The sequence below is a fragment of the Streptomyces sp. NPDC104202 genome, assembly GCF_055584185.1.
Window position 1 is genome coordinate 1 of record NZ_JBVJMN010000058.1, and the last position, 17,065, is coordinate 17,065.

Below are 17,065 nucleotides of genomic sequence, written 5' to 3' on the forward strand. Positions count from 1 at the left end.
CTTTTTGGAAGGCAAAAACCACAAAAAAACCAAAAAAAACACCCCCCCCCCCCCCCCCCCCCCCCCCCCCCCTCCCTCTTCTCTCCCCCCCCCCCCCCCCCCCCCCCCCCCCCCCCCGCGTCAGCCGAGCCAGCAGCGGGTGACGGAGCCGTCCTCGACCTCGAAGTTGATGCGCCCGGAGAGGTACTCCATGGTGATGATCGAGCCGGGCGGCAGGGACCTGACGACGCTCCAGCCACGCGCCCTGGCGAGCTGCTCGGCGCCATCGGCGTCGAGGCCCACATAGGACTCGGGAGCGTCGCGGGGCGGTTCGGGAGTGCGTGACGTGGGTGACATGAACCTCACGTTAGTCCCTCGGCGGTCACGCTTGTGTCACAAGTTCTCGACATATGTTTGACACGCCGACCGTCACTCGGAGGGACCGTTTCCGGCCGATTCCCCGGTAATTCCGAACGGCCTCCTGAATTTTTCGCGCACCCTCCGAAAGCCGTGGTCCGGGCCTCCCCTCATTCCCGATTCCACGTCGAGACCCGGAATTGCGCCGGCGACGCGCACGCGAGCCGCCCACGGTTCCCTTACAGAATGCTTACGCTGGCCGAACGCCCGGAGACGCGGAGCCGGGAGGCGCGAGGCGGAGGCAGTGATGGGGACCGAGACAGCGACCGCGACCGTCGAATCGCCTCGGCAACGGCACGGCCGCGTCCTGATCGACTGGCTCACCACCACCGACCACAAGAAGATCGGCCACCTCTACCTGGCCACCTCGTTCCTCTTCTTCCTCCTGGCCGGACTCCTCGCGATGCTGATGCGCGCCGAGCTCGCCCGCCCCGGACTCCAGCTCGTGACGAACCAGGAGTTCAACCAGGCGTTCACCCTGCACGGCACGATCATGCTGCTGCTCTTCGCCACCCCCACCTTCGCCGGCTTCGCCAACGAGCTGGTGCCGCTCCAGATCGGCGCGCCCGACGTCGCCTTCCCCCGGCTGAACATGTTCTCGTACTGGCTGTTCCTCTTCGGCGGCCTGATGGTGGTCGGCTCACTGCTCACCCCGTCCGGCCCGGCCGCCTTCGGCTGGACCGCCTACGCGCCGCTGAACGGCCTGGAGCGGTCCCCCGGCGTCGGCGCCGACCTGTGGATCATGGGCCTCGCGCTCTCCGGCTTCGGCACCATCCTGACCTCGGTCAACTTCCTCGCCACCATCGTGGGGATGCGCGCGCCGGGCATGACCATGTTCCGGATGCCGATCTTCACCTGGAACGTCCTCTTCACCGCGGTCCTGGTGATCGTCGCCTTCCCGGTCCTCGCGGCGGCGCTGCTCGTCCTGGAGTCGGACCGGCGGCTGGGCTCGGTGGTCTTCCAGCCGGAGAACGGCGGGGCCCTGCTGTGGCAGCACCTCTTCTGGTTCTTCGGCCACCCCGAGGTCTACATCATCGCGCTGCCGTTCTTCGGGATCATCAGCGAGATCATCCCGGTCTTCGCCCGCAAGCCGATCTTCGGCTACGCGACGCTGATCGCGGCCACCATGGCGATCACCGGACTCTCGGTGGTGGTGTGGGCGCACCACATGTTCGCGACCGGAGCGGTGCTGCTGCCCTTCTTCTCGCTGCTGTCGTTCCTCATCGCGGTGCCGACCGGGGTGAAGTTCTTCAACTGGACCGGGACGATGCTGCGGGGCTCGCTCTCCTTCGAGACCCCCATGCTGTGGTCCGTCGGCTTCCTGGTGTCCTTCCTCTTCGGCGGACTGACCGGGGTGATCCTGGCCTCGCCGCCGATGGACCTCGCCGTCACCGACTCGTACTTCGTGGTGGCCCACTTCCACTACACGGTCTTCGGGACCGTGGTCTTCGCGACCTTCGCCGGCTTCTCCTTCTGGTGGCCGAAGTTCACCGGCCGGATGCTCGACGAGCGGCTGGGGAAGATCCACTTCTGGACCCTCTTCGTCGGCTTCCACCTGACGTTCCTGGTCCAGCACTGGCTGGGCGCGGAGGGCATGCCCCGGCGGTACGCCGACTACCTGGCCGCGGACGGCTTCACCACCCTCAACACCCTGTCGACGATCGGCGCGTTCCTGCTCGGCGCCTCCACCCTGCCGTTCCTCTACAACGTGTGGCGGACCTGGCGCTACGGGGCGAAGGTCGACGTCGACGACCCGTGGGGGTTCGGACGCTCGCTGGAGTGGGCGACCTCCTGCCCGCCGCCCCGGCACAACTTCGACGCCGTGCCGCGGATCCGGTCCGAGGCACCCGCCTTCGACCTGCACCACCCGGAGTTCGAGGCGTACGCCCGCATGCGCGTCACGAGCCCCCCGCCGACCCGCCTCCCGTCCCGTCGAGGGCGTGGGACAAGCGGTCCCGCAGAGCCCTGATCCGGTCCGTCAGCGCGGCCGGCTCGACCACCTCGAACGGGAAGCCCATCAGGGACACGTGGATCACCATCACGTCGAGGCTGTGCGCCCCCGTCCGCAGCAGACAGGCGTCCTCGCCGTCCGCCTCCAGGGTGCCGTCCATCGGCCCGACCACCGCGGCGGCCTCGGCGAGCGGGACGAGCAGCCGGACCGTCGCCCCGGCCGCGTACGCCGCGCCGGACACGCCCCGGGAGACGTAGGCGGCGAGGTCCTCGGCCGGGGGCTCGCGGGGCGGGAAGCGGGGGCCGTGGGGCGGGGCCGGCTCGACGCGGTCGGCCCGGAACGTCCGCCAGTCCTCCCGGTCCAGGTCCCAGGCGACCAGGTACCAGCGCCGCTCGCTGCACACCAGGCGGTGCGGTTCGACGGTCCTGCGGGTGGCGGCGCCGCCGTGGTCGCGGTAGGCGAAGCGGAGCCGCTCGCCGTCCCGGCAGGCGTTGGCGAGCTCGGTCAGGACCGCCGGGTCGACCCGCTCCTTCGGGGTGCGCAGCATCGGCACGGTGAAGGCGTTGAGCGCCGAGATCCGCCGCCGCAGCCGGCCCGGCAGGACCTGCTCCAGCTTGGCCAGGGCGCGCACGGAGCTCTCGCCGATGCCCTCGACGCCCTGGCCGGCGGCGGCCCGCAGGCCGACGGCGACGGCCACGGCCTCCTCGTCGTCGAGGAGCAGCGGCGGCAGCTCGGCGCCGGCCCCGAGCTGGTACCCGCCGCCGGTGCCGGGGCTGGCGTGCACGGGGTAGCCGAGCTCCCGCAGCCGCTCGACGTCGCGCCGCACGGTGCGCGAGGTCACCCCGAGCCGTTCGGCGAGGTCGGGGCCGGACCACTCGCGGTGGGCCTGGAGCAGCGAGAGCAGGCGCAGCAGCCGCGCGGAGGTCTCCAACATGGCGCCGAGTCTGCCAGCAGCCCCACCCGGCCGGCTCGTGGACCGCCCGCCTCCCCCTGGCGGCCCGTCAGCGGAAGCGGCGGACGAGCCGGCCGGCCCTCGCCTTCTCGGCGTAGACCGCGTCGACGACCCGGCCCACCGTCCGGTGGAGCCGGGCCCGGGCCGCGGGATGGGTGCGCCGGGACGCGCCCCGGTCGACGAGTTCGGCCCAGAGGGCTTCGTGCCGGGCCGCGATCCGGCCGGGGTCGAAGCGCTCGGAGGCCGCCAGCGCCGCCCGCGCCGTCGTGGCCCGCAGCTCCTCGTCCTCGACGAGGCCCCGCAGGGCGCGGGCGAACGCGGCGACGTCGTCCACGGGGACGAGGCGTCCGTCGACGCCGTCCTCGATGATCTCGCGCGGGCCGTTCGGGCAGTCGGTGGAGACCACGGGCAGCCCGCAGCGCATCGCCTCCACGATCGTCATGCCGAAGGACTCGCGCTGGGAGGTGACCGCGGCGATCGAGCCCTTGGCCCACTCCGGTTCCATCGGGGTCACCGACCCCATGAGGAAGGCCTGTCCCCCGAGTCCCCGCTCCTCGATCCGCCGGGCCAGCGGGCGCCGGAGGTCCTGGACGGCGTCGCCGGAGCCGTAGATCCGCAGCTTCCAGTCCGGGTGGTCGGCGGCGACCTGGGCGAAGGCGTCGATGAGGACGTCGTACCGCTTCACCCGGGTCAGCCGGCCGGCCGCGACGACGGTCCGCGCGGCGGGGTCGGCGGGCGGCAGCGGGGAGGCGGGCACGCTGTTGGGCACGGACTCGACGCGTACGCCGGGCAGGTCCAGCCTCCGGTAGGCGCGGGCGTCGGCCTCGGTCACGGTCGTGACGGCGTCGAGGAGCGCGTACTCGTGGGCGATGTCGCGGCGCAGCCGGTAGCTGTGCCCGTCGAGTATCAGGTGTTCCTGGCCGACGAGCACCGGCCCGCGCCGGGCCTGCCGGGCGAGGTGCACGTTGAGCCCGGGACGGGTGGCGACGAGGACGTCGGCCTCGACGCCGCGCAGGTGCTCCCCGATCCGCGCGTCGGTCAGGGCGCTGTACTGCTTCCAGCGTCCGTCGCCGCGCGGGAAGACCTGCGCCGGGCGGTGGAAGTCGGGGTGGTCGCCGTCATATCCCGGGCTGTCCGCGCGCAGGTCGACGAGGTGACGCAGGGTCACCCCCGCGGGGAGGTCCAGGATCGGCCGGTCGCGGTGGCGGAAGACCGAGACGATCTCGACCTCGTGGCGTTCCGCCAGGTTCTCGGCGAGGGTGAACGTGGTCCGGATCGTCCCGCCGTAGTGATAGCCGTTGTGAAGCAGAAAGGAGATGCGCATCGCGCTGCCGGTTCCCCCCGGTTCGGACATGTGATCGGTCGATCGACTGTACTGCCGGGGCCGGACGGCGCTCACGGGCGGTAGCCGAGCTGGGGGACGACGGCGCAGTTCTCGGTCATCTCGCCCTGGGTCACCCAGCCCCGGCCGTTCTCCCAACGGGCCACGGAGAGACAGGTGTTCCGGGTCGCCGGAGGGGTCGCCAGGTGCTCGAAGCGGACCGGGAGCAGCAGCCCGCGCGCAGTGTACGGCTGCGGACGGTTGACGAAGTCCTCGACGCACGCGCGCGTGAGGCGCTCGCCGGCGGCGAGGCAGGAGCGGGCCGCGTCGGTGAACCACATGGCCGCCGCCCACCCCTCCAACTGCCACTGGGTGAGCGGCCGCTGCCCCATGGCCGCGCGGAACGCGCGGACGGCGGGGTCGCCGGTGTCCTGGTGGTTGCGGCTGGCGCCCGTCACCCAGAGGGAGTTCAGACAGCCGGAGGCGCGGGCGTAGTCGCGGGCGACGGACGAGGACCAGTTCTGCACGTTGGTGACCTTGGCTGCGACCCGCACGCCGAGGGACTCCATCGCCTCGCAGAGCCGCACGTTGCCGTGGGTGTCCATCGCGTCGAAGAGGAGGTCGACCTTGCGGTCGCGCAGATCGGCGGCGACCGCGCGGAAGTTGGGCAGCGCGAAGTCCACCTGCTCGTCGACGACCCGGTAGCCCTCGGCCCGCAGCCCGTCCGCGACCAGCCGGGCGTACGCGGCGGAGGCGGCCTGGTTGTAGGAGACGACGGCCGCGGTCCTGGCACCCAGCTCCTTCTCGAACCAGCGGTAGACCTCGGTGCCGCCGTAGAGCGTCCCGTTCCAGCCGGGCGTGCCGGTGCGCGGGGCGGAGCTGCCGTAGATGCCGTAGAGGTGGGGATAGGTGTCGTAGGCCGGGGTCAGGGGCTGCCCGCCGATGTCGGGGACACCGGCCCGGGAGACGAGCGGCGCGCCCGCGTAGTCCAGGGCGGTGGTGGCGACGAGCGCGAAGACCTTGCGCTCGTCGACCAGCCGGTGCACGCACGCGTTGTTGCCGACGCCGCTGCCGCCGTCGTCGCAGGTCTCGACCTCGACGTGGCGTCCGTCGAGCCCGCCGCCGCGGTTGAGCGCGTCGAAGTAGGCGCGGGCCCCGTCGCGCGGTCCGGTGAACGCCTGGCCGCCGACCGGGCTGGTGGCGCTCGTGATGATCCCGATCCTGAGCGGCTCACCGCCGGAGGGGGTGGCGGTGGGCCGCGTCTGGAAGGCGCGTTCCGGGAGCCGGCTGCCGCACCCGGCGAGCAGGGCGAGCAGCACGGCCAGGAACAGCGCCGCGGCCGCCTCAGCAGCCCGGAACGGTGACACCGCTCAGCTCGACGAGGCCGCACAGGGTCTTCACGGACACCTTCCAGGTGTCGTTCTGGAGGATCGACGTGCCCTGGGAGCCGGTCAGGGCCGGGGATCCGCCGACCATCAGGTCGTAGGTGACGTTCGCCTCGGTGGCCGAGGTGAAGTCGACGCCGGTGACCTTCGCCGAGGTCATGGCGGCGTTCTTGTCGGCGGCGAAGGCGGCCAGCACCGGCCGCAGCTGCTCGCCGTTCTCCAGGAGCCCCACCTTCTCGGCGGTCGGGGTCGCGGGCGCGAAGAACGCCGTCCAGTTCCTGGTGATCTCCGCCTTGGCGGCGACCGGATCGGCGGGCCCCGTGGAGCCGGGCGACTGCTCGGTGACCCCGGGCGACGGGCTCGTCGAGGTGCCGCCGGAGGAGTCGCCGTCGTCCGAGCAGCCCGCGAGAGCGGGTGCCAGGGCGAGGACGGCGACGGCCCCGAGGGCCACGAGGCGGGAGCGTCCGCCGGGTCGTTCGACAACCATCCGCCTCACCACCGCGTGTCATGCCCGCGTGAACGGGCTGATGTTTCCAGGGTGGGACGGATCGGGGCATAGTGCAAGGAAAGGAGGAAGCCGACGTTTCGGGCGTGGCATCGACGGCGAGGAGGTCCCGTGCCGACATCCCGGACCCTGCTCTGGAGCGGTCTCGCGGCCGCCGCCGCCGGCGCGGTGCTGTGCGTCCTCGGCTGGTACGGGATCTCCGGAGAGCGGTTCGCCGAGCGCCAGCTGCCCTATCTGGCCTCCTGCACGGTCCCGGGCGCGGCCCTGGTCGTGGCCGGCGCCGTGCTCACCGGAACGGCGGCGCTGCTCTCCGTACGCACGCCCGGTGCCGCGCCCCCCGGGCCGCCGGAACCCGAACGGGCGGAGCCTCTCCCGCCCGCCGACGACGGGCCGCCGCTGCGCGTCCCCGGCGGCACGCTCGCCCACCGCCCGGACTGCCCCCTGGTCGCGGGCAAGCCGGAGGCGACCGAGGCGGGCGCCGCCGGCCTCGACCCCTGTCCGGTGTGCGAGCCGTGGCCTCCCTGACGTACGAGCTGACGCTCGCCGGCCTCGCGGTCGGCAGCGCCGCCGCGCTCACCGGCATCGGCCTGATCGTCACCCACCGCGCGACCGGGGTCCTGAACCTCGCCCACGGCGCCGTGGCCATGATCTGCGCCTACGTCCTGCGGCAGCTGGTCGTCGAGTGGGGCTGGCCGCTGCCGCTCGGCGCCCTCGCCACGCTCCTGGTGGTCGCCCCGTGCCTCGGGCTCGTCCTGGAGCGCGGGATCTTCCGGCCCCTCGCGCTCCTCGGGCAGAACCCGGCGCGGACCCTGGTGGCCTCCATCGGCGTCTTCGTCCTGCTCGTCGGGGCAGCGGTGCTGCTGTGGGGCCCGGGGGCGCGGGACGACGCGCCGGTCCTCCTCGGCGACGACCCGTGGGCCCAGCTCGGGGCGGTGGTGGCCCTCGCCTGCCTGGTGGGGGCGGTGACCCGGTGGACCCGGTTCGGCCGCGAGCTGCGGGCGGTGGTGGACAACCGCCCGCTCGCCGTGACCTCGGGGATCGACGCGGACCGGGTCGCGGCGGCCGGATGGGCCTTCGGCTCGTTCACGGCCGGGCTCACCGGCGTGCTGCTCGCCCCCTACGTGCGCCTGGACCCGTACGGGATGCCGCTGCTCGTCCTGGAGGTGATCGCGGTAGCCGTGATCGCCCGGATGCGCTCGCTGCCGGTCGCGGTGGCGGCGGCCCTCGCCCTCGGGGTCGCCCAGGCCCAGCTCACCCGGCTCCACCCCGAGGGGTGGGCGGAACCGCTGGTGCAGGCCGTCGGGGCGAACCTGTTCGTGGTGGCGCTCCTGGTGGCGGCCCTCGTCCTGCCCGGCGTCGGCGGCAGGGGCCGGGACGCGCTGCCACCGCCCGCCCCGGCCCCGCGGGTGCCGGCCGGTCTCCGGGTCGTGGTGGGCGTCCTGCTGCTCCTCCCCCTCGGCTTCGCGGGCTCCGACCTGCACACGGCGGTCCAGGTGCCCGCGCTGGCGGTGATCCTGCTGTCCCTCGTCGTGGTGGCGGGCCGGGGCGGCCAGATCGCCCTCGGCCAGGCCGCGTACGCGGGCCTCGGCGCCCTCTTCACCGCCCTGCTCGCGACGGCCGGCGTACCGGCCCTGGCCGCCTTGGCGCTCGCGGTGCCCCTGGTGGCCGTGGCGGGCCTGCTGACGGGCGGACCGGCGATCCGGCGCCACGGCCTCGCCCTGGCGCTCGCGACCCTCGCGGTCGGGGTGGCCGTCAGCCGCTTCGTGCTCACCCAGCCCTACGCCACCGCCGGCCTGTCCCTCGACCGCCCGGCCGGCCTCTCCGACGACCGCGCCTTCTACGCCCTGGAACTGGTCGTCCTGGCCGGCTGCCTGACCCTGGTCGCCGCCCTGCGCAGGGGCCGCACGGGCCGCGCCCTCGCCGCGCTGCGCGACCACGAACCGGGCGCCGAGGCCGCGGGCGTCCCCGTCGGCGGCCTCAAGCTCCTCTCCTTCGTCCTGGGCGCCGCCCTCGCCGCCCTCGGCGGCGGCCTCCTCGGCCTGGGCCTGCGCGCCTTCGACCCGGAGGCGTACGACCCCGTCCGCGGCCTCCTCTGGTTCGCCGCCGTCCTCGCGCTCGGCGCCGACAGCCTCCTCACCCCGCTGGTCGCCGCCGCCCTCCTCGTCACCCTCGACGCCGGACCCCACGCCGGGGCCGCGGCGGCCCTCGTCGGCGTCCTCACCGCGTTCACCGGCCGGCTGCCGCCGCTCACCACCCTGCTGCCCCGGGCGGGCCCCCGGCGCCCCCCGCCCCGGACGCCGTGGGCCCCGGCGGCGTCCGCACGCCGGGTGCCGGGCCGGACCCGCCCGCGCGCCCCCACGGCGCCGGCCGAGCCCCCCGCGGCCCCGGCCGCGCCCCGTCTGTGCGCGCACGACCTCACCCTCACCTACCCCGGCGGGACCACCGCCCTGCGCCACGTCACGCTCGGTCTCGCCCCGGCCCGCGTCACCGCGCTCGTCGGCCCCAACGGCGCCGGCAAGAGCACGCTCTTCGACTGTCTCGCCGGGACCCTGCGCCCCCGGCGCGGCCAGGGCACGGTCACGCTCGACGGCACGGACATCACGGGGCGGCCGGCCCACGCCCGGACCCGGCTGGGCATCGCCCGCACCTTCCAGCGGCTCGCCGTCTTCCCGTCGCTCACCGTCGAGGAGAACGTGCGCCTCGGCGGGGAACAGGGCCACGGCGGACCGGACGCGGCCGCCGTCGAGGGCGCGCTGCGGCTGCTGGGACTGGCCGGAGCCGTGCGGCAGCGGCCCGCGGGGGAGCTGCCCACCGGGGCCCTGCGCCGGGTGGAGATGGCCCGCGCGCTCGCGGGCCGGCCGCACATCCTCCTCCTCGACGAACCCGCCGCCGGACTGGACGCCGACGAGACGGCCGCGCTCGCCCGGATCCTCGCCGCGCTCGCCGCGGACGGCCTGACGGTCCTGGTCGTCGAGCACGACCCGGACCTCGTCGCCGGGATCGCCCACACCGTGCACACCATGGAAGGGGGCCGGCTCCTGTCATGAGCGTCGAGATGGCGCTGTGCGCCGCCCGCGTCCGCTACGGCCCCCTGGAGGCCCTGCACGGCCTCGACCTGCCCGTCCCCACCGGGACGGTCACGGTGCTCCTGGGGCGCAACGGCGCGGGCCGGACGACGGCCCTGCGCGCCCTCGCCGGCACGGTCCGGCTCTCCTCCGGCCGGGTGCTGTGGCGGGGCGCCGACGTGACCCGGCTCCCGGCGTACGAGCGGGCCCGCCGCGGGCTCTGCCTCGTACCGGACCTGCGGGCGGTGTACGAGGGACTCACCGTCGCCGAGAACCTCGCGCTCCTCGCCCCCGGCCCCGCCGGCCCGGACCCGTACCCCGAGCTCCGGCCCCTGCTGCCCCGGACCGCCGGCACCCTCTCGGGCGGGGAGCGCCGGATGCTGGCGCTGACCCGCGCCCTGCGGGCACGCGCGCGCGTGGTGCTGGTCGACGAGCCGTCGCTCGGCCTGGCGCCGCCGGTCGCGGCCCGGACCTACCGGCTGCTCGGGGAGCTCGCCGTACGGGACGGGGCGGCCGTGGTCCTGGCCGAGCAGCGGGTACCGGACGCGCTGCCGCCCGGCACGCTCGTGCACGAGCTGCGGCGCGGCTCCCGCGCGGCGAGCGGGGAGCCGGCCGAGTTCACCTGAGGGGCTCCGGCGGAGCGCCCGCGGGGTCAGAGCGGGGCGATCCGCAGCATGGTGCCGACGACGATCCGGTTCGGGTCGGCCCCGATGACGTCCCGGTTCGCCTGGTACAGCGCCTGCCAGCCGCCCTTGACCGCGAACCGCCGGGCGATCGAGCCGAGCGTGTCCCCGGGCTGGACGGTGTGGACCCGCCCGCTCAGGCCGTAGCGCTTGGAGCAGACGGGCCACGCGCCCCAGCCCTGGGTGCGCAGCACCTCCTCCGCGACGGTGATCTGCTGCTGCCGGGTCGCCAGGTCGGCCCGCGGCGCGAACCGCAGGCCGCCGTGCTCGACCCAGGTCGGCTGCCAGAACTGCAGCCCGCCGTAGAAGCCGTTGCCGGTGTTGGTGTTCCAGCGCCCGCTGGACTCGCACGCGGCGACGCACCCCCACGGCCACTGGTCGGCGGCGCAGGCGTAGGCGGGCACGGAGGCCGCCCCGCGGAGCGCCTCCGAGACCTCCCGGAGCGCGGCGGTGGCCTCGGAGACCGCGTCGGGCACGTCCCGGACCGCGGCCTGTCCGTCCCGTGCCGCGTCGGGCACGTCCCTGACGACCGCGTCGGACCGGCTCCCGACCGCGTCGGACGCGTCCCCTGCCCGGGCGGGCGCCGGGGCCAGGGTCAGGAGCGCGGCCGCGGACGCCGCCACGAGGGAACCGGCAGTCCAAAATCGGATCTTCGACATCGACGCAGGCTAGGCAGGGGCGGACGCCGCCGAACCGTGCCGCGCGGAACACCGTGCACACCCCACCCGGTCGGAGTCACCGGCCCCGGCGCGCCCCGCCGGCCGGACCGCCGCACGCGCCTCTGGCAAGTTGCCCCGCTTCCACGCGTGACCCCGGCCGAGCCTGACCCGTTGAACTCGTCATGAGACGCCCGGCAACGGGCCGGCGTCCCCCCGTACCGAGTCCCAGGGAGCCCCCCGTGCCGCGCATGCTCGACGTCAGCGAGGACGTACGCGCCGAGATCGGCGACGAAGAAGCGGACCGGCTGGTCGCCGGCGACAACGCCCCGGGCAGCTACGACTGCACCTCCTGCCGCACGCCGGGCGACTCCGACCAGGAGCGCACCAGCACGGTCCTGTTCGTCGGCGACGAGACCGCGGTCCTCGCCTTCGCCCACGCCAGCTGCATCCCGTCGCAGGTCGTCCGGGTCGCCGAGGAGCAGCTCCAGGGCGCCGTCGCCTCCATCACGGCCTCGGACACCGCCGACGCGCTCAGCGCCGCCCACCCCGAGCAGGCCGTGCTCGGCGTCACCAGCGGTCTCGTCCTGATCGAGGGCGAGCTGCACCCGGCGCTGGTCGTGGAACCGACCGCGCCGGTCGCCCGTCCGGGATCGGACGGCCTCGTCGACGAGTTCCTGCCGCTCCTGGCCGACCAGGGCTTCCAGCAGGTGATGAGCCTCGACGAGCGGCCCGCGGTGCTGCCGGGCTGGTCCGTCCTGGTCGCGATGGGCCAGCTGCACTCCGTGCTCCAGCCGGGCCCCGGCGGCGCCGGACAGGCCGCCTGGTGGCAGGCGCACCAGCCGCTCCAGGTCACCGACGGCTGGCGCGCGGCGGCCAACAAGTCGCACATGGTGCTGGTCTTCGCCGCCCCGGTCGGCTCGATCGGCCAGCAGCCGCGCGAGGACCTGCTCCGGGACGCCCTGGAGAAGGCCGCGGCGAACGGCCGGCTGGTCGCCGCCGCGATGCCGCTGGCCGGCACCTGATGGAGGACGGCCGGCCGGCCATAGGGCGGGCGCGGGTCCCGGGAAAGCCGAAGGACCCGGCGTCCGCCGGCGGCCCGACCGTACCCCGCCCCCGGCGGGCTCCTCTTTCGGAGAGCCGCCCGCATCCGACGGGCGGCAGGGTCGTTGGCACGTACGTGCACGCATACGACCCCTTCCTCCAGCCGTATCCGAGTCAGATCCCGGCCATGCGCCCCGCGCAGGACGTGACGGCGGGCGGTTCGCCCACGCCGATCTACGACGCCCTGTACTCGGAGTTCCGCAGGTCGTTCCGCACGCTGCCGGGTGACCGCAGCGGCGAGGAGGAGCTGACCTTCCGGGCCTTCGGCACGGCCGCGGGCGGATACGGACACGGGCAGGGGCACCGGCACGCGGCGCATCCGACGGCCTGGTCGGCGCAGCTTCCGCAGCCCTATCCGCCGGCGCAGGCGGCGCTGCCACCCGGCCCCCGCAGGGGGCTGTAGGGGCCGGGACGGGGGAACGGCCGAGGGCCGGGGCGACGAAGCCCCGGCCCTCGGCCGTTCCCGCGCGCGGGAGCTACTTCTTGCGGCTGCGCTTCTCGCGGACGCGCACCGAGATGTGGATCGGGGTGCCCTCGAAACCGAACTCCTCGCGCAGACGGCGCTCGATGAAGCGGCGGTAGCCCGCCTCCAGGAAGCCCGAGGCGAAGAGCACGAAGCGCGGCGGCTTGGTGCCGGCCTGCGTGCCGAAGAGGATGCGGGGCTGCTTGCCGCCGCGGACCGGGTGCGGGTGGGCGGCGACGATCTCGCCGAGGAAGGCGTTCAGCCGGCCCGTGGGGACGCGGGTCTCCCAGCCGGCGAGGGCGGTCTCGATCGCCGGGACCAGCTTCTCCATGTGGCGGCCGGTCTTGGCGGAGACGTTGACGCGGGGCGCCCAGGCGACCTGCTGCATCTCGGTCTCGATCTCGCGCTCGAGGTAGTAGCGGCGCTCCTCGTCGAGCTCGTCCCACTTGTTGTAGGCCATGACGATCGCGCGGCCCGACTCGACCGCCGTCGTGATGATCCGCTGGTCCTGGACCGAGATGTTGTCGGTGGTGTCGATGAGGATGACGGCCACCTCCGCCTTCTCGATGGCCGCGGCGGTCCGCAGCGAGGCGTAGTAGTCCGCGCCCGCCTGGAGGTGGACCTTCTTGCGGATGCCGGCGGTGTCGACGAACTTCCACGTCACGCCGCCGAGCTCGATCAGCTCGTCGACCGGGTCGCGGGTGGTGCCGGCCAGCTCGTTGACGACGACGCGGTCCTCGCCGGCCACCTTGTTCAGGAGGGAGGACTTGCCGACGTTCGGGCGGCCGATGAGGGCGATGCGGCGCGGGCCGCCGACGGCGGCGCCGAAGCGCTGCTCCGGGGCCTCCGGCAGCTTGCGCAGGACCTCGTCGAGGAGGTCGCCGGTGCCGCGGCCGTGCAGGGAGGAGACGGGGAACGGCTCGCCGAGGCCCAGGGACCACAGCATCGCGGCGTCGGCCTCGCCGGACTGGCCGTCGACCTTGTTCGCGGCCAGCACGACCGGCTTGCCGGCGCGGCGGAGCAGCCGGACGACGGCCTCGTCGGTGTCGGTGGCGCCGACGGTGGCGTCCACGACGAAGAGGCACGCGTCGGCGGCCTCGATCGCGTACTCGGCCTGGGCGGCGACGGAGGCGTCGATGCCGAGGACGTCCTGCTCCCAGCCGCCGGTGTCGACGACCTTGAAGCGGCGGCCGGCCCACTCGGCCTCGTACGTGACGCGGTCACGGGTGACGCCCGGCTTGTCCTCGACGACGGCCTCGCGGCGGCCGATGATGCGGTTCACCAGGGTCGACTTGCCGACGTTCGGGCGGCCGACGACGGCGAGGACGGGGAGCGGGCCGTGCCCGGCCTCCTCGATCGCGCCCTCGACCTCGTCGACGTCGAAGCCCTCTTCCGCGGCGAGCTCCATGAACTCCGCGTACTCGGCGTCGCCAAGTGCCCCGTGGTCGTGCTGGTCGTTCATGAAGTCCGTTCCTTGATCATTCGTGGTCGGTGGGTACCCCGGCGGCGGGGCCCACTACTGAAAGTCTCGCTCAGCGCCCGGTGAGGCGCCTGGCGTTTTCCAGGTGCGCGGTGAGCCGCCCCTGGATCCGTACGGTGGCCTCGTCCAGCGCCTTGCGCGTGCGCCGGCCGGAGCCGTCGCCCGCCTCGAAGGCGTCACCGAAGACGACGTCGACCCGGCCGCGCAGCGGAGGCAGCGCCTTGACCAGCCGTCCCCGGCGGTCGGTGCTTCCCAGGACCGCGACCGGGACGATCGGCGCCCCGCTGCGGACCGCGAAGTAGGCGAGGCCCGCGCGCAGCGAGGCGAAGTCTCCCTCTCCCCGCGTGCCCTCGGGGAAGATCCCGAGGACGCCGCCCTGCTCCAGGACGCCCAGGGCGTTGCCTATCGCGGTGCGGTCCGTGCTGTGGCGGTCCACCTTCAGCTGCCCGATGCCCTCCAGGAAGCTGCCGAGCGGACCGACGAACGCCTCCTTCTTGATCAGGAAGTGCACGGGGCGCGGGGCGGTGCCCATCAGCATGGGGCCGTCGATGTTGTGCGCGTGGTTGACGGCGAGGATGACGGGGCCGGAGGCCGGCACCCGCCAGGCGCCCAGGACGCGCGGCCTCCAGAAGCCGTACATCAGCCCGATGCCGATACGGCGGCCGACGGCGGCGCCCTTGCCGGAGGGCAGGGTCACTTCGCGGCCGCCCTCTTCTCGTCCACCAGGGTGACCACGCACTCGATGACCTGGTCGAGGGTCAGGTCGGAGGTGTCCACCTCGACGGCGTCCCCGGCCTTGGCCAGCGGAGAGGTCTTGCGGCTGGAGTCGGCCGCGTCCCGCTTGATCAGGGCCTCCCTCGTCGCCTGCACGTCGACGCCCTTGAGCTCGCCGGAGCGGCGCGCGGCACGGGCCTCGGGCGAGGCCGTGAGGAAGATCTTCAGGTCCGCGTCCGGCAGCACCGTGGTCCCGATGTCCCGGCCCTCGACGACGATGCCCTGCTCGGCGCTCCGCGCGATGGTCCGCTGCAGCTCCGTGATGAGCGTCCGCACCTCGGGGACGGCGCTCACGGCGCTCACCTTCGAGGTGACCTCCTCGGTGCGGATCGCCACGGCGGCGTCCGCGCCGTCGACCGTGATCGTCGGCCGCGACGGGTCCGTGCCGGAGACGATCACCGGCTTCCCGGCGGCGTTCGCCACCGCCTCCGCGTCCTGCACGTCCACGCCGTTGCTGATCATCCACCACGTGATCGCCCGGTACTGCGCACCGGTGTCCAGGTAGCTCAGCCCCAGCTTGGCGGCGACCGCCTTCGAAGTGCTCGACTTGCCCGTGCCGGAGGGCCCGTCGATGGCGACGATCACGGATTCCACGGTGGGAACACCTTCCTGGGGGTGAGTGGCGGTGCCCTGCGGCATGCGGGCACCCCCACAAGGTTACCGAGTCCCCGACCCCCCTCGCCCCCGCCCCGTCCTCCCCCGAGGCCGGGCGACCGTCCCGCCCCGCGAGCGCCGGGCCGGGCCCACCCGCCGTGCGGGACCGATGCCGTCGCGGGAGGGGTCAGGAGGTGCGGAGGGACCAGCCTCGTTCCTGGAGGGCGGTGGAGAGGAGCGGCGCCGCGGACGGCTCGACCATGAGCTGGACGAGACCGGCCTGCTGCCCCGTCGCGTGCTCGATGCGGACGTCCTCGATGTTGACCCCCGCACGGCCGGCGTCGGCGAAGATGCGGGCCAGCTCGCCGGGCTGGTCGCTGATGAGGACGGCGACGGTCTCGTAGACGGTGGGGGCGGCGCCGTGCTTGCCGGGGACGCGGGCGCGCCCGGCGTTCCCGCGGCGCAGGACGTCCTCGACGCCCGCAGCGCCGTCGCGGCGCTTGTCCTCGTCGGAGGACTGGAGGGAGCGGAGGGCGCGGACCGTCTCGTCGAGGTCGGCGGCGACGCCGGAGAGGACGTCGGCGACGGGGCCGGGGTTGGCAGAGAGGATGTCGATCCACATGCGGGGGTCCGAGGCGGCGATGCGGGTGACGTCGCGGATGCCCTGCCCGCAGAGGCGTACGGCGGACTCGTCGGCCTCCTGGAGTCGGGCGGCGACCATGGAGGAGACGAGCTGGGGCGTGTGGGAGACGAGGGCGACGGCCCGGTCGTGGGCGTCGGCGTCCATGACGACGGGGACGGCGCGGCAGAGCGCGACCAGTTCCAGGGCGAGGTTGAGGACCTCGGTGTCGGTGTCGCGGGAGGGGGTGAGGACCCAGGGCCGGCCCTCGAAGAGGTCGGGGGTGGCGGCGAGCGGGCCGGACCGCTCCTTGCCGGCCATGGGGTGGGTGCCGATGTACGCGGTGAGGTCGAGGCCGCGGCCTTCGAGTTCGCGCTGGGGTCCGCCCTTGACGCTCGCCACGTCGAGGTAGCCGCGGGCGAGCCCGGCGGTCATGGCGTCGGCGAGGGTGGCGGCGACGTGCGCCGGGGGGACGGCGACGATGGCGAGGTCGACGGGGCCTTCGGGGGCCTCGTCGGTGCCGGCGCCGAGGGCGGCGGCCGTGCTGGCGCGCGCCGGGTCGTGGTCGCGGAGGTGGACGGTGACGCCGCGGCCCGCGAGGGCGATCGCGGCGGAGGTGCCGATCAGTCCGGTTCCGATGACGAGCGCTGTTCTCACTGGGCGATGTCCTTGCGCAGGGCGGCCGCGGCGCCGAGGTAGACGTGCGCGATCCGGGACTTGGGCAGTTCGGTCTCGACGTGGGCGAGGAGCCGGACGACCCTCGGCATCGCCCCCTCGATGTCGAGCTCCTGTGCGCAGATCAGGGGGACGTCGACGATCCCGACGTGCCGGGCCGCGGCGGCGGGGAAGTCGCTGTGCAGATCGGGCGTGGCCGTGAACCAGATGCTGATGAGGTCGTCGTGGGTGAGCCCGTTGCGGGTGAGGACGGCGGTCAGCAGCTCCTCGACCCGCTCGCGCATGTGTCCGGCTTCGTCCACGTCGAGCTGGACGGCTCCTCGGACCGCTCGTACCGCCACGTCGTGCTCCTTCGCCTGCGTCAAGTGCTCCGATCAGCCTAGTCAGCGGTGGGGGCGGCGCGTCGCGGCGCCCGCTCTCCGAGACGTACGGGCCGGAGTGC

17 protein-coding genes are annotated in these 17,065 nt (G+C 74.3%); 6 read left to right on the forward strand and 11 right to left on the reverse strand.

The features are described 5' to 3' along the window. Nucleotides 1-120: 120 nt before the first annotated feature. Entirely contained in the window at nt 121-336 is a 216-nt protein-coding gene (locus ACZ60W_RS29330) for an I78 family peptidase inhibitor (RefSeq protein WP_469758404.1), read from the reverse strand. A gap of 307 nt (nt 337-643) precedes the next feature. Between ACZ60W_RS29330 and ctaD the strand changes: the two genes are divergently transcribed. Beyond that, a complete protein-coding gene (gene ctaD, locus ACZ60W_RS29335) occupies nt 644-2,365 on the forward strand; it encodes an aa3-type cytochrome oxidase subunit I (protein ID WP_469758405.1) in 1,722 nt (573 codons plus the stop codon). Here ctaD and ACZ60W_RS29340 read toward each other — a convergent pair. The 4 genes from ACZ60W_RS29340 to ACZ60W_RS29355 all read right to left on the reverse strand — a co-directional run bounded on the left by ACZ60W_RS29340 (nt 2,295) and on the right by ACZ60W_RS29355 (nt 6,492). Further along, a complete protein-coding gene (locus ACZ60W_RS29340; protein WP_469758406.1) occupies nt 2,295-3,281 on the reverse strand; it encodes a helix-turn-helix transcriptional regulator in 987 nt (328 codons plus the stop codon). The two genes, ctaD and ACZ60W_RS29340, sit on opposite strands and share 71 nt — an antisense overlap. A 67-nt stretch (nt 3,282-3,348) precedes the next feature. After that, a complete protein-coding gene (locus ACZ60W_RS29345; RefSeq protein WP_469758407.1) occupies nt 3,349-4,623 on the reverse strand; it encodes a glycosyltransferase in 1,275 nt (424 codons plus the stop codon). A gap of 71 nt (nt 4,624-4,694) precedes the next feature. Next, the gene (locus ACZ60W_RS29350) at nt 4,695-5,987 is read right to left on the reverse strand and encodes an ABC transporter substrate-binding protein (protein ID WP_469758408.1); all 1,293 of its coding nucleotides are present in this window, start codon (nt 5,985-5,987) and stop codon (nt 4,695-4,697) included. Beyond that, nucleotides 5,965-6,492, reverse strand: coding sequence for an MTB12 C-terminal domain-containing protein (locus ACZ60W_RS29355; RefSeq protein ID WP_469758409.1), 528 nt, complete (start codon nt 6,490-6,492; stop codon nt 5,965-5,967). Before ACZ60W_RS29355 ends, ACZ60W_RS29350 begins: the two co-directional genes overlap by 23 nt. Nucleotides 6,493-6,621: 129 nt before the next feature. On the opposite strand from ACZ60W_RS29355, the gene ACZ60W_RS29360 reads away from it, so the two are divergent. Genes ACZ60W_RS29360 through ACZ60W_RS29370 form a run of 3 tightly spaced genes read left to right on the forward strand, consistent with a single transcriptional unit; the run spans nt 6,622 to nt 10,201 of the window. After that, complete coding sequence (locus ACZ60W_RS29360; RefSeq protein ID WP_469758410.1) at nt 6,622-7,035, forward strand: hypothetical protein; 414 nt, start codon at nt 6,622-6,624, stop codon at nt 7,033-7,035. Beyond that, entirely contained in the window at nt 7,023-9,557 is a 2,535-nt protein-coding gene (locus ACZ60W_RS29365) for an ABC transporter permease subunit (protein ID WP_469758411.1), read from the forward strand. The genes ACZ60W_RS29360 and ACZ60W_RS29365 overlap by 13 nt, the downstream gene beginning before the upstream one ends. Continuing rightward, the gene (locus tag ACZ60W_RS29370; RefSeq protein ID WP_469758412.1) at nt 9,554-10,201 is read left to right on the forward strand and encodes an ABC transporter ATP-binding protein; all 648 of its coding nucleotides are present in this window, start codon (nt 9,554-9,556) and stop codon (nt 10,199-10,201) included. The genes ACZ60W_RS29365 and ACZ60W_RS29370 overlap by 4 nt, the downstream gene beginning before the upstream one ends. 26 nt (nt 10,202-10,227) lie before the next feature. Here ACZ60W_RS29370 and ACZ60W_RS29375 read toward each other — a convergent pair whose 3' ends face one another. Continuing rightward, on the reverse strand, nt 10,228-10,917 hold the full coding sequence (locus ACZ60W_RS29375) for a LysM peptidoglycan-binding domain-containing protein (protein ID WP_469758413.1): 690 nt from the start codon (nt 10,915-10,917) through the stop codon (nt 10,228-10,230). Nucleotides 10,918-11,156: 239 nt separating this feature from the next. Here ACZ60W_RS29375 and ACZ60W_RS29380 point away from each other — a divergent pair, with 239 nt between their 5' ends. Together ACZ60W_RS29380 and ACZ60W_RS29385 are read left to right on the forward strand one after the other, a co-directional pair. Beyond that, a complete protein-coding gene (locus tag ACZ60W_RS29380) occupies nt 11,157-11,939 on the forward strand; it encodes a hypothetical protein (RefSeq protein ID WP_469758414.1) in 783 nt (260 codons plus the stop codon). 206 nt (nt 11,940-12,145) lie between these two features. After that, nucleotides 12,146-12,421 carry a hypothetical protein gene (locus ACZ60W_RS29385; protein WP_469758415.1) on the forward strand — a complete coding sequence of 92 codons (276 nt, stop codon included), beginning with the start codon at nt 12,146-12,148 and terminating at the stop codon, nt 12,419-12,421. A gap of 73 nt (nt 12,422-12,494) precedes the next feature. Here the strand turns inward: ACZ60W_RS29385 and der are convergent, their stop codons facing one another. The 5 genes from der to aroH all read right to left on the reverse strand — a co-directional run bounded on the left by der (nt 12,495) and on the right by aroH (nt 16,964). Further along, nucleotides 12,495-13,943, reverse strand: a complete 1,449-nt coding sequence (gene der / locus ACZ60W_RS29390; RefSeq protein WP_469758416.1) for a ribosome biogenesis GTPase Der — start codon at nt 13,941-13,943, stop codon at nt 12,495-12,497. 70 nt (nt 13,944-14,013) lie between these two features. Further along, on the reverse strand, nt 14,014-14,601 hold the full coding sequence (locus ACZ60W_RS29395) for a lysophospholipid acyltransferase family protein (RefSeq protein ID WP_469758450.1): 588 nt from the start codon (nt 14,599-14,601) through the stop codon (nt 14,014-14,016). Nucleotides 14,602-14,654: 53 nt separating this feature from the next. Then, nucleotides 14,655-15,374, reverse strand: coding sequence for a (d)CMP kinase (gene cmk / locus ACZ60W_RS29400; protein ID WP_469758417.1), 720 nt, complete (start codon nt 15,372-15,374; stop codon nt 14,655-14,657). 142 nt (nt 15,375-15,516) lie between these two features. After that, nucleotides 15,517-16,605 (reverse strand): prephenate dehydrogenase, encoded by a 1,089-nt coding sequence (locus tag ACZ60W_RS29405; RefSeq protein ID WP_469758418.1) that lies wholly within the window; start codon nt 16,603-16,605, stop codon nt 15,517-15,519. Next, nucleotides 16,602-16,964: a chorismate mutase gene (gene aroH / locus ACZ60W_RS29410; protein WP_453799071.1), complete on the reverse strand. Its 363-nt coding sequence runs from the start codon at nt 16,962-16,964 to the stop codon at nt 16,602-16,604. The genes ACZ60W_RS29405 and aroH overlap by 4 nt, the downstream gene beginning before the upstream one ends. Nucleotides 16,965-17,065 lie beyond the last annotated feature (101 nt).

What these genes read in the sequence shown, in the direction of transcription:
- ACZ60W_RS29330 (WP_469758404.1), bottom strand. Translation starts at nt 336, where the DNA reads ATGTCACCCACGTCACGCACTCCCGAACCGCCCCGCGACGCTCCCGAG.
- ctaD (WP_469758405.1), top strand. Translation starts at nt 644, where the DNA reads ATGGGGACCGAGACAGCGACCGCGACCGTCGAATCGCCTCGGCAACGG.
- ACZ60W_RS29340 (WP_469758406.1), bottom strand. Translation starts at nt 3,281, where the DNA reads ATGTTGGAGACCTCCGCGCGGCTGCTGCGCCTGCTCTCGCTGCTCCAG.
- ACZ60W_RS29345 (WP_469758407.1), bottom strand. Translation starts at nt 4,623, where the DNA reads ATGCGCATCTCCTTTCTGCTTCACAACGGCTATCACTACGGCGGGACG.
- ACZ60W_RS29355 (WP_469758409.1), bottom strand. Translation starts at nt 6,492, where the DNA reads ATGGTTGTCGAACGACCCGGCGGACGCTCCCGCCTCGTGGCCCTCGGG.
- ACZ60W_RS29370 (WP_469758412.1), top strand. Translation starts at nt 9,554, where the DNA reads ATGAGCGTCGAGATGGCGCTGTGCGCCGCCCGCGTCCGCTACGGCCCC.
- ACZ60W_RS29375 (WP_469758413.1), bottom strand. Translation starts at nt 10,917, where the DNA reads ATGTCGAAGATCCGATTTTGGACTGCCGGTTCCCTCGTGGCGGCGTCC.
- ACZ60W_RS29385 (WP_469758415.1), top strand. Translation starts at nt 12,146, where the DNA reads ATGCGCCCCGCGCAGGACGTGACGGCGGGCGGTTCGCCCACGCCGATC.
- der (WP_469758416.1), bottom strand. Translation starts at nt 13,943, where the DNA reads ATGAACGACCAGCACGACCACGGGGCACTTGGCGACGCCGAGTACGCG.
- ACZ60W_RS29395 (WP_469758450.1), bottom strand. Translation starts at nt 14,601, where the DNA reads ATGTACGGCTTCTGGAGGCCGCGCGTCCTGGGCGCCTGGCGGGTGCCG.
- cmk (WP_469758417.1), bottom strand. Translation starts at nt 15,374, where the DNA reads ATGCCGCAGGGCACCGCCACTCACCCCCAGGAAGGTGTTCCCACCGTG.